The organism is Bradyrhizobium sp. (assembly GCF_019242285.1).
In the GTDB taxonomy this organism is placed as follows: Bacteria; Pseudomonadota; Alphaproteobacteria; order Rhizobiales; family Xanthobacteraceae; genus Bradyrhizobium.
Window position 1 is genome coordinate 13,338 of record NZ_JAFAVV010000615.1, and the last position, 15,735, is coordinate 29,072.

At 65.0% G+C, this 15,735-nt stretch carries 17 protein-coding genes and 3 pseudogenes; 10 read left to right on the forward strand and 10 right to left on the reverse strand.

All coding sequences use genetic code 11. The features are described 5' to 3' along the window. Window positions 1-90 precede the first annotated feature (90 nt). Together JOY90_RS25200 and JOY90_RS25205 are read left to right on the forward strand one after the other, a co-directional pair. On the forward strand, window positions 91-1,830 hold the full coding sequence (locus JOY90_RS25200; RefSeq protein WP_291693820.1) for a PAS-domain containing protein: 1,740 nt from the start codon (window positions 91-93) through the stop codon (window positions 1,828-1,830). 191 nt (window positions 1,831-2,021) lie between these two features. Continuing rightward, window positions 2,022-2,531, forward strand: coding sequence for a hypothetical protein (locus tag JOY90_RS25205; RefSeq protein WP_367276993.1), 510 nt, complete (start codon window positions 2,022-2,024; stop codon window positions 2,529-2,531). Window positions 2,532-2,570: 39 nt separating this feature from the next. On the opposite strand, the pseudogene JOY90_RS25210 reads toward JOY90_RS25205, so the two are convergent. After that, window positions 2,571-2,660 (reverse strand): annotated as a pseudogene (locus JOY90_RS25210) (dienelactone hydrolase family protein); the annotation flags it as partial. A 331-nt stretch (window positions 2,661-2,991) separates the two neighbouring features. Continuing rightward, entirely contained in the window at window positions 2,992-3,507 is a 516-nt protein-coding gene (locus JOY90_RS25215) for a hypothetical protein (protein ID WP_291693836.1), read from the reverse strand. A gap of 399 nt (window positions 3,508-3,906) precedes the next feature. Here JOY90_RS25215 and JOY90_RS25220 point away from each other — a divergent pair, with 399 nt between their 5' ends. Then, the gene (locus tag JOY90_RS25220) at window positions 3,907-4,506 is read left to right on the forward strand and encodes a septation protein IspZ (RefSeq protein ID WP_291693821.1); all 600 of its coding nucleotides are present in this window, start codon (window positions 3,907-3,909) and stop codon (window positions 4,504-4,506) included. 11 nt (window positions 4,507-4,517) lie between these two features. Here the strand turns inward: JOY90_RS25220 and JOY90_RS25225 are convergent, their stop codons facing one another. Next, a complete protein-coding gene (locus JOY90_RS25225) occupies window positions 4,518-4,946 on the reverse strand; it encodes a hypothetical protein (protein WP_291693822.1) in 429 nt (142 codons plus the stop codon). 109 nt (window positions 4,947-5,055) lie between these two features. Between JOY90_RS25225 and JOY90_RS25230 the strand changes: the two genes are divergently transcribed. From JOY90_RS25230 to JOY90_RS25240, 3 genes are all read left to right on the forward strand, one after another. Continuing rightward, entirely contained in the window at window positions 5,056-5,898 is an 843-nt protein-coding gene (locus JOY90_RS25230; RefSeq protein ID WP_291693823.1) for a hypothetical protein, read from the forward strand. A gap of 253 nt (window positions 5,899-6,151) precedes the next feature. Then, window positions 6,152-7,333 carry a hypothetical protein gene (locus JOY90_RS25235; RefSeq protein ID WP_291693824.1) on the forward strand — a complete coding sequence of 394 codons (1,182 nt, stop codon included), beginning with the start codon at window positions 6,152-6,154 and terminating at the stop codon, window positions 7,331-7,333. A 93-nt stretch (window positions 7,334-7,426) separates the two neighbouring features. Then, window positions 7,427-7,657, forward strand: coding sequence for a hypothetical protein (locus tag JOY90_RS25240; protein WP_291693825.1), 231 nt, complete (start codon window positions 7,427-7,429; stop codon window positions 7,655-7,657). 173 nt (window positions 7,658-7,830) lie between these two features. Here the strand turns inward: JOY90_RS25240 and JOY90_RS25245 are convergent, their stop codons facing one another. Then, the gene (locus JOY90_RS25245; protein ID WP_367276994.1) at window positions 7,831-8,394 is read right to left on the reverse strand and encodes an AraC family transcriptional regulator; all 564 of its coding nucleotides are present in this window, start codon (window positions 8,392-8,394) and stop codon (window positions 7,831-7,833) included. Further along, window positions 8,351-8,779, reverse strand: a pseudogene (locus JOY90_RS40195) (cupin domain-containing protein); the annotation flags it as partial. The gene JOY90_RS25245 and the pseudogene JOY90_RS40195, both read right to left, overlap by 44 nt. A 110-nt stretch (window positions 8,780-8,889) precedes the next feature. Here JOY90_RS40195 and JOY90_RS25250 point away from each other — a divergent pair. Together JOY90_RS25250 and JOY90_RS25255 are read left to right on the forward strand one after the other, a co-directional pair. Next, window positions 8,890-9,372, forward strand: coding sequence for a DUF2721 domain-containing protein (locus JOY90_RS25250; RefSeq protein ID WP_291693827.1), 483 nt, complete (start codon window positions 8,890-8,892; stop codon window positions 9,370-9,372). Next, a complete protein-coding gene (locus JOY90_RS25255; protein ID WP_291693828.1) occupies window positions 9,369-9,938 on the forward strand; it encodes an isochorismatase family protein in 570 nt (189 codons plus the stop codon). The genes JOY90_RS25250 and JOY90_RS25255 overlap by 4 nt, the downstream gene beginning before the upstream one ends. A 38-nt stretch (window positions 9,939-9,976) precedes the next feature. Here the strand turns inward: JOY90_RS25255 and JOY90_RS25260 are convergent. The 5 genes and pseudogenes from JOY90_RS25260 to JOY90_RS25280 all read right to left on the reverse strand — a co-directional run. Beyond that, window positions 9,977-10,168 (reverse strand): annotated as a pseudogene (locus JOY90_RS25260) (transposase); the annotation flags it as partial. A gap of 45 nt (window positions 10,169-10,213) precedes the next feature. Then, entirely contained in the window at window positions 10,214-10,351 is a 138-nt protein-coding gene (locus tag JOY90_RS25265; protein WP_291693829.1) for a hypothetical protein, read from the reverse strand. A gap of 295 nt (window positions 10,352-10,646) precedes the next feature. Continuing rightward, the gene (locus JOY90_RS25270; RefSeq protein ID WP_291693830.1) at window positions 10,647-11,264 is read right to left on the reverse strand and encodes a transglutaminase-like cysteine peptidase; all 618 of its coding nucleotides are present in this window, start codon (window positions 11,262-11,264) and stop codon (window positions 10,647-10,649) included. 345 nt (window positions 11,265-11,609) lie between these two features. Further along, the gene (locus JOY90_RS25275; RefSeq protein WP_291693831.1) at window positions 11,610-12,227 is read right to left on the reverse strand and encodes a PilZ domain-containing protein; all 618 of its coding nucleotides are present in this window, start codon (window positions 12,225-12,227) and stop codon (window positions 11,610-11,612) included. Window positions 12,228-12,403: 176 nt separating this feature from the next. Continuing rightward, the gene (locus JOY90_RS25280) at window positions 12,404-13,381 is read right to left on the reverse strand and encodes a tripartite tricarboxylate transporter substrate binding protein (RefSeq protein WP_291693832.1); all 978 of its coding nucleotides are present in this window, start codon (window positions 13,379-13,381) and stop codon (window positions 12,404-12,406) included. A gap of 222 nt (window positions 13,382-13,603) precedes the next feature. Between JOY90_RS25280 and JOY90_RS25285 the strand changes: the two genes are divergently transcribed. Further along, window positions 13,604-14,758 (forward strand): zinc-binding dehydrogenase, encoded by a 1,155-nt coding sequence (locus JOY90_RS25285; protein WP_291693833.1) that lies wholly within the window; start codon window positions 13,604-13,606, stop codon window positions 14,756-14,758. A 99-nt stretch (window positions 14,759-14,857) separates the two neighbouring features. Next, on the forward strand, window positions 14,858-15,735 hold an 878-nt coding region (locus JOY90_RS25290), incomplete at its 3' end, for a serine hydrolase (protein WP_291693834.1).

A 15,735-nucleotide genomic window follows, 5' to 3' on the forward strand; every position in this document is an offset into this window, starting at 1 on the left:
ACGTCTGTAGTAGTACGGACGCCGGCATTAAGGCGGTGATAGCCGCGCGGCAGCTAGACACCTTCTTCACGCCCGGAAAGAGCAGGTTTGATGCAGGCTGCCGCGCCCCATGCCGAACGTCGGAAGATCACGGAGAACCTACGGACCAAGTGGCCGGTCAGGATGTTTCTCGATTGGGTCGACGAGCTCAGCCTCGCCGAGAAGCTCTACGGCATCGTCGCGCTGTCGGTCGCGATCACCGCCTGCGTCCTGATCATGTCGGTGCAGTCGGCGCGGCTGCAGGGCGGCTATCGGCAGCTTGCGGCAAGCTCGGGGACGGCCGCGATCCAGATCGGGCGCGTGAACGCGCTCATCTACGCCATCGTGATGGAATCGCGCGGCATCTACATGTCGACCGACCGGACCACGGTGAAGCATTTCGCCGACGAGCTGTTGCGGCGCAACCACGAGCTTGCGGAGGCGACCGCCGAGCTCGAGGAGGCGATGAGCGGCAACGGGCAGTTTCCGCCGTTCAAGGAGCGGATCCTGCAATTCATCGATTTTCGCAAGGAGCTGGCGCGCCGGGGAACCGAAATCGGCCCGGCGTCGGCGCGCGCCTGGGGCGACAACGAACCGAACCGTGCGCTCCGAACCCAGCTCAATCTCGATCTCGAGGAATTGGCCAGGAACTACCATGAGCGCGCGGAGGAGGCCGCCGTGTTGCGGGGATTAGGACAGTCCGCAAACGGATATTTGTTCCTGCTCGGGCTGGTCTTGCTGCTGTTTGCCGGAGGCAACCTCTACATCGTCCGCCATTCCGTGATCGCGCCGCTTTCGCACATCATAGAGACCTCGCATCGGATCACCCGCGGCGAAATCGACCGCGAGATTCCCTATGCTTACCGCGGCGACGAGATCGGGCAGCTCGCCACCGCGATGCAGAGTTTTCGCGACGCCGTCGCCCGCACCTTCGAGCTGAAGCAGATCGAGCTCGCCGTCACGGAACAGCGTGACACGGCGCTGGCGGATCTCGGCCGCTTCTCCGACAAGTACTTCGAGACCAAGTGGCAACTGACCGCCGCGATCGACTGCATGCCGGCGGGCATGATCATGCTCGACTCCAAGGCCACGGTGATCGCGATCAATGAGCGCTATCGGAAGATGTATTGGCTGCCCGAGACCATCAAGGCGGGGTCTTCGCTCCAGGAAGTGCTGCAGCATGGCGTCGACAGCGGACAATTCGCCGGCGACGCCGCCGAGCATGCTGCCGCGATCGTGAAGCGCATCAGCAAGCGCGAGCCAACCACGGTCGAGGTCACGTTGCGCGACCAGCGGATCATCCGCATTCAGGAGACCCCGATCGATGGCGGATCCTGGGGCGCGATGCATGAGGACATCACCGAAGAACGCCAGCGGCAGCGCATCCTGAAACGAACCGAACGCTTCCTGGCGACGTTGATCGAGAACATTCCCGAAGGCATCATCGCCAAGGACGCGCGCAACCTTCGCTACGTTTTCGTCAACCGGGCTGCCGAGGAAATGATCGGCATGTCGCGCGCCGAAATCGTCGGCAAGACCGCCCGCGAACTGTTTGCGCCCGCGACTGCCGAACTGATCGAGCGCCGCGATCGCCAGATGCTGGCGCAAGGGCAGCAGCCCAGGCCGATCATCGACACGATGGACAATCCGCGGCGCGGCCGGCGTACGGTCGCGGTGCGTCGACTCCAGATCGGCGGCGCGGAGGACGACTCCCATCTCTTCGTCAGCATGTTCGAGGACCGCACCCGCGAGACCGAGATCGGCCCGCAGGATGCCGCTCCCCCGCTGAACCAGGCTGCAGCGCCGGGTTAGTCGCCCTCCCGCTATTCAGCAGATCTCCGTGCTTCCTGGGCGCGGCCAGCGCCACGTGATGGCGGCTGCGGATGCCGTCGCGCAGACGTGAGCCGAATTTGTCGAGCGGCGGCCGGACTGCCGACCTAGATATACCGTCGGATCGTCCCGAACGAGGAGCAGGAGGCGGCGATCGGAAGCGGAGAGAATTGATGATGTTACGCAAAACGATGATTGCGCTGCTGGCGGCGTCTGCCGTCGGCGCGCTTGCTCCCACCGCAGCGTCGGCGCGAGGCGGCGGCTTCGGCGGTGGGGGTTTCCACGGCGGCGGCGGCTTCGGTGGTGGCGGCTTTCATGGCGGTGGCGGCTTCGGTGGGTTCCATGGCGGCGGAGGCTTCCATGGTGGCGGCGTTCCGGCGTTTGCGGGCGGCGTCGGCCCGGCCTTCCACGGTGGCGGGCCGGCCTTCCATGGTGGCGGCGTGGCGTTCCATGGTGGGGGCTTTCATGGCTTCCATCATCACCACGGCTTCTTCCCGGGAGTTGCCGTCGGCCTCGGCTTTTATCCCTACGACTACGGGGACTACTACGACGACTCCTACCCGTATTACGACCAGTCCTATTATGGGAACGAGGATGGCGGTTATAACGGCTGTTACGTCGTGCGCCAGCGCGTCCATACCCGCTACGGATGGCGGCTGCGCGCCACTCAGGTCTGCGAGTGAGACGGGAGCCGGGCCATGGCGGCAAGCGCGGCTCGGCTGGAAGCCGTGTGGTGCTTCCGGATAGATCTTGAACTCCGCCGCCTTGTAGTTGGCCTCGAGCGCGGCCTTCGGCGCTTCGACCTCGGCGACATCGGCTTTGCTCTTCGCAGCGATCCGTAAAATCACGGGGAATTCACGGAACAAATGCGATGGAATCGCGAGTCAGAAGCCCGTGAGGTACGGCAAATAACAACAGCCGGCCCGAGGGAATAAAAAAATGAGGGTAAAAATAACAAGGTCGTCGGCGCAGTATGCCGCCAACGACCTTGCCAGCCCCGGAAATTGAAATCGGCTGACGCCTTCCGGTGACCTTTAGAATGCCCGGGAATTGCCCCGGCAAATGTGATCCATTTCACAAATCGCACCGGAAATTTCCGGCGACGCGGCCTATGGGTCAATCCGGGGAACTGCGGGGACTTGGCTAGCCCCTTGATTTGCGTGACTTAGGCTGCGCGGTTTGATGGCTGTGCGCGTGCGCTCGGCTGCGCACCGCGTGATTGCGCGCCGCTGGCGAGCTGGCCACTTCCGACGGCTGCACGCTGGCAAAGGACTGCCGTAGACCCTCGACGGCTTCCGTGAGGCCGGAAACCTGATCCGACAGGCGCTTGGCGTCGGACTGCTGCGCGGCGAGCATGCGGCGCATGGTCTGCAACTGGTCCTGGACCATCTGGAGCTGGTCGATCGATTCCTGCTGGGTGGCAGCCAGGCCCTTGGTGTTCTCTACGAGCTGCTCCGAGGCCTGCGTGGCGCGCGCCTGCAATTGCCGCGTGGCAACCACGCGATCACTCTCGGGCACCGACCCGGTATGGGCGCGCCAGAGCGCAATGCCCCCACCAGCCAGAATCAGCAGGAGCGTGGCCGCAGCCAGCGCGATCGGCTGGCTGCCGATGCGGGAGATGCCGGTCGAGGGCGGAATGTGTCGTGCGATCGGGATCATCGGATACCCCAGCAACAATGAATGGATTTCGAAGGCGCGGTCGCCGGATGTGGCGCGTCCGCGCAGGACCCGAAGCAACCGGCACTGCATCACGCTTTCAACGCGGGGTGGCCGTAAATTGGGCGCCAAGGCAAAGATTTTGTCAATTAACATGCCAAAATAGAGGCTGAAAAGGGGCAGGAGGCGAAGGCAGCCATGCCCCAGCCGCTATACTCCGGCCGTATGCCACCAGGAGCGCTCCCGCCGTTTCCTCGGTGCGGACGATTCGGCTGGTCGATTCCGGAAATCGATGCGCGCCGAAGCTGGGCGATCTGGCACAGCTCGCAGGCGCCGCTACCCTGGATCGCGGCCTCTCGATGGGCGAAACGACAGGGAGCAGGCGCGGGAGTTCGGCATCCGATGCGAGATTTTCTGAACGGCGTGAAGTTCCTGCTGCTCGACCTGGGATCGACGATCCTGTTCGTCGGCGTCTTCCTGCTCACCCACAACACTTATCTGGCGATCGGCCTCGGCATCGCCATGGGCCTGACGCAGATCGGCCTCCAACTCGCGCGCGGCAGGCCGATCGCGACGATGGAGTGGTTGAGCCTGTTTCTGGTCGTCGCCGCCGGCATGGCGACGCTGCTCACCGATGACCCGCGCTTCGTGCTGTTCAAGCCGAGCGTGATCTATCTGATCGTCGGCATCGTGATGCTCAAGCCGGGCTGGCTCAACCGCTATCTGCCGGCCATTGCGCAGCAGGTGGTGCCCGACATTGCCGCCATCGTGGGCCTGCTATGGGCCGGCCTGATGTTCGTTTCCGCGCTGGTGAATGCCGTCGTCGCCACGAGCTTCGACATCGCGACATGGGCGCTGGTCATGCCGGTCTTCGGCATCGTCAGCAAGGCGATCGTCTTCCTGCTGGGCTTTGCCCTCCTGCGCTTCGTCGCCCGCCGCCGCGTGCTCGCGATGCCCCCGCCGGAGCGTGAAGCGCTGCTGGCATCGACCGGGCGGCGCTGAGCCGCGAGCCTTCAGGGCGCGACCTGCTTGCGATACAGCTCCCGGCTCTTTTCGTCGGTGACGCGCACGGCGTATCCCTTCGCCAGCAGCTCGGGACGGGCGATGGAAAGCTCGCTTGCAAGGCTGTTGGCCTTGTCGATGGCGCCATCGGTATCCTCGAGAATCATGCCGCCCTGGCAGTCCAGCCTCTCATCGGTCACGAGATCGAAATTGAAGTAGGGCATTGCATTCACCTGCCGAATTCCAGCCCGAGGTGGGCCGCATGTTGCGCTGCAATCCGCGTGCCGGTTCGGACGGATGGCGGCAATAAACTTGGGGACGGCAGCGTGTCGATGCTGCGTCTGCAATTCCGGCGTGCGGTGAGCCGGTATGTCTCGCGCGGCCGCGCGCCAATCGCTGTCGCAAGGCAGGCGGAAATCGAGAAGGCTATGGACGCGCATCGCGTTGTTGTCGCAAAATACCGGCGGGGGCGTGTAGCTGTTGCCGCACGAACCGGCACCTAGCGCGGGCCGGCTCACCCGGCAACACGGAAGTGTCCGGGGTGCGACGATGTCGAGGCATCTGAACGTCCGCTTGCCGGCAGCGAGTCTGCCAGCCGATACCGGCGGCCCACCGCCACGTGCCACGATCGGCCTGCCGTCATGCGCGCCGCACGGCGGGGTCAACACCAAGTGGTCCGGCAATTCCTGCGCGGTGCATCCCACCAAGCGATGCGCGCCACGTGCGGGCATCGGCATCGACTGGCTGAGCAACAAATGCGCAGCGCTTCATGAGGAGCCGACGCGAGCCGCGCTGCCATCGGCCGGCCAGCTTCCCAGCGCCAATCTTCAGTTCGTGTCGCTCACCGTGCAGGCCGCGAACGACGCTGCGCCGTCTCACGTGGTTGCCGAGCTGGGATGGGGTGTCGCCCTGGTGCTCGGAGCAGTGTTTGCGCTTGGTTGGGCGCGACGCCCGCTGACGCGTGCCTTGGCCCTGGTCCGCCAATGGGCGGCGCGTGGACGTCATCTGCGGATTGCAGCGCGCCCCGCGGTTGCCGCCGTTGCCGACCCGGTCGGCATGGTGCCGGCAGGAGCGCCCGCGCGCGGGCCCGTGCCGACGTCACCGAGTGCCGCGCTGGTGAGCGATGGGAAGGTCAACGCGCTGCTCGACGAGCTCGGCTCGGACGACGAGACCGCCACGCGTGCACTGCGCCAGCTCTACGCGCGCGGCGGCTGGTTGAAATGGGAGGAGCTGCTCCCGCAAGACGTGCCCGTCGAGCTGCGCGACAAGCTCGTGAAGATCTGCCGAACCATCAACCGCACGCTGGCCCTGGACGAGGCCCGGGCCGCGCTGGCGCAGGCGCGACAGATGCTGAACATGCATCGGGTCGCGTGGCAGCCGGCGCCCGCTTGAGCTCGACCGGCGCGCGGGCCGGGCCGCTCGCCCACCCTGCATTGCGGCCAATCGTGTCCGGATTGGCACAGTGCTTCAGGTATTGACGATCGAACCTTGGCGGAAGCTGTTTCGTCCTATATTCGATGACTGCATTTCAGGCTCGCACGGCCTGTTTCCGGCGGGGCCGCAAAATTTGCCCCCATGACCGGAACCGGCCGGAGCGCGCGCCAGTTCATCCAGGCGACGTTGGCGGTCTTGCAAGGATGCGGCGATGACCAGGTACGTATATGTCGGCGCGCCGCACGGCCCTTGGGAGGAGGACGGGCCGGACGATTGCCCGCCTCCCTTCCGCCACGAGGCCATCGTGGTTCCACCGCCCCATGTCGTGCGCAAGGTGGTCGTCAGCCCGCCGCCGCGCATCGAGGTCGCCGCGCCGAATTTGCCGCCATGCACCCTGCGCGGCGGTGTGAACACCGATTGGGCGAGCAGCAATTGCGCGGCGCTCCATGCGGACGCGGTGCAGCCGATCCTGCCGGCCAGGCCGGCGCATCCCTCCCAGGCGGGTCCACTTTCACCGCCATTGGCACCGGCGCCGCAACCGCCTTCGGCGCCGCAGGCCTCCCACGCGCCGCAACTGTCGCCGGCACCACACTTAGCGCCCGCAACGCCACCGGCTTCCGTGCCGCAAGTTTCCGCGCAGCCGCAGAGCACGGCCCCGAAAGTGACGGCGCAAGTGGCGCAGCCAGCGCAACCGGCGGACCAGCCCGCGCGCCATTCCGTAGTGGCCGAGCTCGGATGGGGCCTCGCCTTCATCATTGCGGTGCTGCTGCTGCGGCGGCCGGTCCGCGCCATGGTCGCAGCGGCGAGGCGCTGGTCCGCACGCGAGGCCGAACGACGGGAAGCAGTGCGGCTTGCCGAGCTCACGCCGGAGGAATTCGCAAGCCGCATGACGCGGCGCGATGAGGAGATCGACGAGCTCTCGCGCTACAGCCAGCGCCTCTCGGAGCAGGCCGACGAGCTATCGGGTTCGAATTTCCTGGCGCGCTGGCGTGGCGAACGCCTGCGGCGGCGCGCGGCGCGTTACCTGGAGCGCGTCGGCGCGGAGCGGGACGAAGTGGCGCGCCTGAAGTCCCGTTGGGAGGAGATCGAGGCGGCGCGCAGGGATCCGGGCCAGGCCGTGAAGGACAAGAGCGTGCACGAATTGCTCGACCTGCTCGGCTCCGACGACGAGACCGCCAACCGCGCGTTGCTGCAGCTCTACGTCCGGGGCGGCTGGCTGAAATGGGAGGACATGATCCCGCACGAATTGCCGGCGGACGTGCGCGCCAGGCTGCTGAAGATCTGCCGTGTCATCAATGGCACGCTGTCGCTCGGCGAAGCCCGCGCGGCGCTGGCCCAGGCGCGGCGCGTGCTGAAGGCGCACAACATCGCCTGGGAGCGGATGGCGGCTTGATGCCGCTGGACTTGAACGGGCGGACAGTCCCCGGACTTGCGTGCTCTCGACGCGGGTCGACAATTTCGGCCGGACCAACCAGGTGGAAAAAACATGCGAAAGATTTGCCTTCTCCTGTTCGCCGCCGGCGCGCTGATCGTCGGGGATGCCGCCCATGCCGCCGACGGCTGCGGTCCCGGTTGCCATGCGACATCGCAAGGTGCCTGCGTCGTCGATGGCTGGGGCAGCCCGCGCATCAGGAACGAATGCCCGGCCGGGTCGCGGCCGATGCGTCCCTGTCCGCGCGGCTCCCGCTGGCGTTTCGGGACCTGTTTCGCGGACTGAGAGCGGCGGTGCCGTCCTTCGGGGTTCGGCTCAGCCGAACCCATCCTCTGACGACATTTCTGCTATCCTTTGTGCGGATCGCTTGGAGCCAGCGATATTGGTCAAGTTGATTTGGAGTTGGCCAGTGCTATTTCTCTCGGGCTTGCCCTATGACAACCACCGGCTCGCTCCGATCACCGGCGAAGAACTGAATTGCGACGGCGTCGGAACTGAGCGGGCGTGGCTTTGAAGCGTGCCTTGAACGCGCGCGTCAGCGCCGCTTCCGATCCATAGCCCACTTGATGCGCGATCTGGCTGATGCTAGCTGAGCCGGAGCGCAGATGATCTGCCGCGAGATCAAGGCGCCACACCGTGACGTAGCGCAGCGGCGACACGCCGACCAGTTCGACGAAACGCTCCGCAAACGCGGACCGCGACAGGCGCGCGATCCCGGCGAGATCAGCCACCGACCAACGCCGTGCTGGATCGGTGTGAATTGCCGACAGCGCGCGCCCGATCTGTGGGTCGATCAGACCGCTCATCCAGCCGAGCTTCGAGGGCCGACCAGCGGCCTGCTCCCGTACTGACTGAGCAAACAAAAGATGCAACAGCCGCGTCACCACCATTGCCGAACCTGGACGGGGGTGCCTTGTCTCCTCGATCATAAAATGAGAGGTCAGTCGCAGCCATTCGAGCGCGCGGCGCCAGCACGCCACCGAAGGTGAATTGCCCACAGACGATGTGAGTCTGCCGGCCATACCCCGGTTGCCGATAGATCGTTCCCTGATAGCAGGGAATCAACGTCTCGATCGGAACAGGCTTAAGCTTCGCCTCGCTCGCAAGGATATGGCCGGCGCCAAGGGGAAGAAAGATCACGTCGCCGCTGCGTATTCGGAGAGGGCTTGTCTTCCCGTCAACGAGGAGCCAAGCACTCCCGCTCTCGACAATGTGGAAATGCGAAACGGGTTTGCGGAAGCTGAAGGCCCAAGGCGCCCTGAAGTCGTTGGCGCACACGAGCTCGGCATGCATCCGCACGAGTTCGAGGACTTCAGAGACGGCATCGACTGGCTCGCCGATCAATGGCATGCGATCACTTTCTCTTCGGTCTGGACGCGCGATCAAAAAAGGCGGCGTTCTGAACATAGCCGATCCGGGCGGTCGCTCACTAGACTGGCGTCGGCACAATCGCGGAGCGTGAACCGTGACATGCGCGTGGCATACCGCTTGCACAACCAAAGGCCGGAGGCTGCGGCATGGGCAACTCGATTGGTGAGCCGTCGGTCGCGGCAATTTCCGCGATGGTCACGCCAGCGCTGCTGATTCTCGCATCCGCCTCGCTCGCCGCGTCCGCGCTTGTGCGAATGGCCCGGGTGGTCGATCGCGCCCGCTTCCTTGCCGGCATAGTTCATGATCGCACCTGGGAGCGCACCGGCCTGACCACGGCACAGCTCCGCACCTCTCTCGAACGGCATGCTGCGCGCGCACGTTATGCGGAGGGGTCAATCTTGCTGTTATACGCCGCGATTGTGATCTTCGTCCTGACGTGTCTTTCGATCCCGCTCGATGCGGCAACCGGCCGTCGCCTCACCTGGCTGCCCCCCGCTCTCGCGATTGCGGGCGCGCTTCTGCTGCTTGGCGGCGGCGCGCTGATGGTCGCCGAGTCGCAGCTCAGTGGTCGGCAGATCGCGGACGAAATCGAAACGGTGCTCGAGCAACTGAAGGGAACCCTACCATGAACTATGCGCCAATAGATCCGTCCGGAACGATGGTTCTGTTTGCCGATCTGCAATCCGGCATTGTCGAACTCGGCGTGACGAACGAGCTTGCGCTTCTGCGCCGCGCCGTGGCCGGCCTTGCGAAGCTCGCAAAGCTCTTCGACATGGCCACCATCGTGACGACGGCGCCGGGCGAGGGCGGCGAGGCGGTCGTTATATCGGAGATTGCCGCCGCGCTCGGCCCCTTGCCACAGCACATGCGAAAGACGACCGACGCGTTCACCGACGCAGCGAGCCGCGCGGCCATCCTCGCGGTCAATCGGCGCACCTTGCTGATCTCAGGCGTCGCAACCGAGATCATCGTGCAGCATTCCGCGCTGTCGGCAGCAGCCCAGGGTTTTGACGTTCAGATTGTGCTCGACGCGTGCGGCGGGCTCTCGCGACGGACCGAAGACGCTGCGCTGCGCCGCTTGGTCCAGGCCGGCATCGTCACCACCTCGGTCGCGTCGATTGCGGGACAACTCGCTGGCGACTTCACCCAGCCAAATGGCGGCCAGGCGCTGGAGGTGCTGTACGAGGTAGTTTAAGTGGGATAAGCCGCTTGCCAAGGCTTGGCGCCGCTCCACTATGTCGTGTGGACAAACTTAATCCGGATACGGATGGTGGCAAGGATCACAAAGGCAGCAAAGCTCTCGATGAGCTTGTCATAGCGGGTGGCGACGCGTCGCGCGTTTTTCACACGATTGAAGAAGCGCTCGATGCGGTTGCGTAGCCCGTAGAAGGCTCTGTCGACGGTGTACTGTATTTTGCGGTTCTTCTTGGAGCTTCCGTTCCGATTCCATCGGAACGGAAAAAGCTCTGGCTAGCGAAACTTCGGGATCAGCTTCTTCTGGTCGAACTTCGGCATCAGCGTTTTCGGGGCCGGTTTCGCAGCCGGCTTCGGCGGCGGCTTCTTCTGATTCAGCTTTGGGACCAGCTTCTTCTGGTCGAACTTTGCCATCGGGACCACCACATCCGTCGCGGAAGATCGGAAAGACGCTCCGCCATCAGGTTAATTCTCGCGAAGACGGCGCGCCATCGCGATCGGCGATGTCCGCGCTCCGGCGCTCCACCACCGGTGGCGACGGCCGGCTCACCCATGGCGGCCGAGACTGTTGCCGGTCGCCGCGCAGATCCCAAAAAAGTTGCGGCCAGCCTCTTGGGGGAGAGGCTGGCCGCGCGCGATCCGATCTGGGACGGGGAGGGGTGGGGATGCGACCGGATCGCGTGTCTCGTATTTCCCTTGTATTCTTGCGTCAGCGGTCCCTTGCGGTGGCGGTCGCAACCGCCGGATGAACGTCGCCGAGCGAGACCCAGACGTTCTGGTTGGTCTGCGACTGGCGCTTGACGAACTGGTAGCCGGTCTCGGTCCAGGCCACGACGTTCTCGTTCTGATTGTCGAGAACGAACTCGCCCTTGTCCGACTTCACCGTCAGCACCGCATGGCCTTCGCCTTTCCTGTCGCGCACCACCGTGATCAGCAGTGCCTCGCGCGGCCAGCCGGCATCGATCAGCATCTTGCGCTTCATCAGCACGTAGTCCTCGCAATCGCCGTAGCCGTCGGTCGGCAACGACCACCTCTCGACCACGCCCCAATGATCCATGTCGGTCATCGGCTTGACGGTGTCGTTGACCCAGCGGTTGACGCGCACCAGGTCGCGCCACGCCGTCTGCGTCATCACGATGTCGCGAGCCTGCGTCGCGCCGCCGGCGCATTCGGCCGCATTCTCGTTGCAGAACTCGACCCAGCCGATCGGCGCTCGCGTCGTCTCCCCCAGGCTTGCAAACAGCACCCGCTCGTCGCCGCCATGCGCCGCGCTCATTCCCATCAGGATGGCGATCGCCGCCAATCCGGCACCCCGTCGTTTGAACATTGTCGTGGCCCCCGTGTTTTGTTGGGACCACGCTCTCACAAAGCTTTTGCGCCGCCGCTAAGTATTTCAAGTACATTCGATACGAATACTAGTAAAACGCGCGGCTAATTCGATTTATACTTGAACCGAATTCGCATAAAACTTGAGACAACTCCAGTTGATTCAAATTTTAGCGTTAAGCAGGGAAAGCCGCGCCGTTGCGCGGTTCATGCGGTTCGAGGCCTGGGTGCATTAACCACGCCATGCCTGCGCGACGGACGACGGCGCCGCCGTGGGGCGGCCCGCGCGCTCACGGGCAGACCTGCAAAGCCCGCAGAAGTCCGGAGATCGGAAGTGTGGGACCGCTTACCGCGCGGTAACGCTCTCTTCGAGAGTCTCGGCCGACTGCTGATGGACGAATTCGAGGGCGAAGCCTTCCTCGAGGTTTCGCACCACGCGCGCGGCCACCCTGCCCAGCATGACCTGGGATTTCAGCGGCGGCCTGTGCTCGGCGGCGATCGCGGCCCCCGACAGCGACATGTCGATGATGCGGCAGGTCATCTTGGTGCCGTCTTCGAGGCTGAGCACCGCGATCGGGTTGCGCGGGATGATGCGGTCGTGGCGGCGGTCCTCGGGCAGATTGAGGATGTCGCGGTTGGCGAGCCAGGTGAGCTGGGCGGCGAGCTTGTCGCGCTTGCGCGCGGTTGCGCCGATCGTCATGGCGAAGCCGTTGTCGATGATGCGGGTGATCTTGCCCTCGACCCGGCCGATATGGTCGAGATAGGCGATCACGCGGTCGCCGACATTGCCGATGCCGGGGGCGAGCAAGGCGAGCCCGCCGGGCGACATATTGATGATCTGGCAGGGAAACTCGCGGCGGTCCGGCAGCATGTAGCGGCCGAGCAGGTGCACCTTGACGCGCTGGAAGCGGCGCCGCTCCTCGGCGACGGGAAGAACTGACTTTTTGGTATTTGGCAACGCCATTTTGCCCCGACGGCCGGCTATTCCACGTTGGGCGACCCTACGTCCGTCAGGGTTAACGGAGGGTTAGCGGGGAACGCGCCGGTTAGCTGGAAGTGAGATGGGCCGGGCGGCGTGGTGTAGATTGCATGAAAGCGCCGCCTCGGCATCCTTCGCTCGGCCGCCACCGGGCCGAGGCCTCAGCCGAGCTTGATGTTGGCTTCCTTCACCACCTTCGCCCAGCGTCCGGTCTGGTCCTTGACGAAGGCGCCGAACTCTTCCGGCGTGGTCGGCCGGCTCTCGATGTTGAGTTGCTCGAAGCGCTGCTTGAGGTCGGGCGCGCCGATCGCCGCGTTGATCGCGCCGTTGAGGGCGCGTGTGATTTCGGGCGGCGTGCCGTGCGGCACGAACACGCCGTTCCATTCATAGGCTTCGAAGCCGGGCAGCGTGTCCGACGCCGGCGGAACGTCGGGCAGGCTTTTCAGCCGGCCCCTGCCGGTGTGGGCGATGGCCTTGAGCTGGCCGCCCTGGATCAGGCCGACGGCCGAGGCTCCATTGGAGAAGAAGAATTTCACCTGCCCGGCGATGACGTCGCTCAGCGCCGGGCCGCCGCCGCGATAGGGCACGTGGTTGACCTTGGCCCCGGTCATGAAGCGGAACATTTCGAGCGACAGATGCTGAAGCGTGCCGTTTCCCGACGACGCCATGTCGATGCCGCCGGGCGCAGCCTTGGCGTAGGCGATGACGTCGGCGAGCGTCTGCACCGGCACCGATGGCGTGACCACCAGGATGTTCGGCACCAGCGACACCAGGGCAACGGGATCGAAACTCCTGTCGTAGTCGAACGGAAGGCTGGAATAGAGCGCGCCGTTGACCGAGTAGGCGGTGGCGTCATGCAGGATGGTGTAGCCGTCGGGGGCTGCCTTCGCCACCACGGCTTCGCCGATGGTGCCGCCGGCCCCACCGCGATTTTCGACGACGAACTGCTGGCCCAGGATCGTGCCGAGCTTTGCGTAGACGATGCGCGCGGTGGTGTCGGCGCCGCCGGCCGGCGGATAGGGCACCATCACCTGCACGGGACGGTTCGGCCAGCCGGTCTGGGCCGCAGCGCTGCCGATGAACGGTGTGGCAGCCATTCCGGCCAATAGCGCACGGCGTGAAACCTGCCTCCCCGGCATCGTTCGTCCTCCCATTTCTCATTGGAGGACACTTGTGGGCTGACCGTCGGCTCAATGCAATCGCAATATCCGCCCGGACGGGGCGTGGTGATGCGAAGCTTTCCACATCTGCGACGCGACGCGCCTCACACCGCGATCGGCGGCGGTCCATTGTCCCGGTTGGAATTGCGTCCGGCCTTTCATAAGCTCGATGTCAACGAACCGAGCGCTCAGGAGAAGGCCATGCCGGATATCCGCGTCTGCACCCATTCGGGTCCGGGCGCCAGCCCCGAGATCCGCACCGTGCCATGGCCCAAGGTCGGCAGCAAGGCGGCGCTGATCAAGGTCGGCGCCTGCGGCGTCTGCGGCACCGATCTGCACATCCTCAAAGGCCACTGGCCAAAACCCCTGCCATGGCCGTTCACGCTCGGCCACGAGCTCGGCGGCATCATCGTCGAATGCGGCAGCGACTTCACCGCGGACTTCATGAGCAAGCCGCTTTCCGTCGGCTCCAAGGTGATGATCCCGCCTCTGATGCCGTGCGGACGCTGCTACTACTGCGTCCATTATCCCGAGAGCGCCAACAAGTGCCTGACGCCGGTCTATTACGGGCGCTATCTCGGCTTCGACAAGGCGCCGCATCTGTGGGGCGGCTGGGCCGAATATGTCTATGTCGATCTCGACATGCTGCCGGGCACCAAGATCTACAAATTGCCGGACGACATGTCGCTGCGGCTCGGCGCGCTGTCAGAGCCGTTGACCTCCTGCATCCGCGCCTTCAACCGCGCCGCGCGGGCGGGCGGTTTCTCCTGGGGCAACACGGTGGTGATCCAGGGCTCCGGGCCGATCGGCATTCTCGCGGTCGCGGCGGCGCAGGAGATGGGGGCGGGACGGGTGATCTGCGTCGGCGCGCCGGAAGCGCCGCGGCTTGCGCTCGCGCGCAAGTTCGGCGCGGAGGCCACCGTCAACATCGAGGACCTGAAGACGCCGCAGGCGCGCATTTCGGCCGTGCGCGACATCGTCGGCGGCTTCGGCGCCGATCTGGTGATGGACTGCTCCGGCCATCCGACCGCCGGCCCCGAGGGCATCGAAATGCTGCGCGACGGCGGCACCTATGTCGAGATGGGCCAGTTCACCGATGTCGGTGCGATCGGGACCTCGTGGCACCGCATCTGCACCAAGGACCTCAATCTGCTCGGCTCCTGGGGCTTCACCGCCAACGACCTGCCGCTCGGCGTCGACATGCTCCACCGCACCCGCGACAAATATCCCTGGCTCGACATGCAGGCGATCTATCCGTTCTCGGAGCAGGGCATCGGCCAGGCGGTGGCGGACGCGATGGCGATGAAGACGGTGAAGTCGACCATCGTGCCCTGGCCGGAACTGGTGGAAGGTTGAGAGCTTGTAGGGCGGATGAGCCGAGGGCGCGATCCGCCGACTGCGCTTCGCACGATGCCTCTATTGGCTATGAAGAACTGCTTGCAGTGGACCCTTGCCATGACTCCGACATCCGCAGCGCCGTCGATCGAGGCGATCGTCTCCGATCTCGATCATCTCGCCGCGGAAGTGATGGCCGATTGGAAGGTCCCGGGCGTTGCGCTCGCGGTGGTGCGGGACGGACAGGTCGTGCTGACGCGGGCCTATGGCCTGCGCGATGTCGAGGCGAACCTGCCGATGACGGCGGCGACGCAATTCGTGATCTGCTCGATCACCAAGACGTTCACGGCCAGCGCCGTTGCGCTGCTGCATGGCGAGGGGCGGCTCGATTGGACCAAGCCCGTGCGCGACTATCTTCCGGAGTTTCGCCTCAGCGATCCCGTGGCGACCGAGCGGGTGACGGTTTTGGACCTCCTGTGTCATCGCTTCGGCCTGCCGCGCCACGACTGGGTGCATCTTCCCGGCGACCGCTTGCCGGCGGAGCTGCTCGCGCCGATGCGCCATCTCGAATTGAGCCGCGATATCCGCGCGGCTTGGCAATACAACAATCTCGGCTACAACGCCGTAGGCCTTCTCATCGAGCGCGTCAGCGGCCAAAGCTACCAGACGTTCATCCGCACGCGGTTCGGCGATCGCCTCGGGATGACCGTGAGCTTCTCGCTGGACGAGCTCGAGACATCGGAGCATGCGGCGCGGTGCTACATGATGGACGCGGATGCCAGGCGGCCGGCCTTGCGTCTGCCGATCTGCACGATGGCTTCCGGTGCGCTCAACACGTCGGTTGCAGACCTGACGAAATGGATGCGGCTGCATCTCGGCGAAGGCGAGTTCGATGGCGATCGCCTGTTGCCGGTCGCAATGATGAAAGAGTTGCTCGTGCCGCGGGTCTACGTCGGCAAGACCGAATATGCCGAATTCAGCTACGGGCACTATTGCCT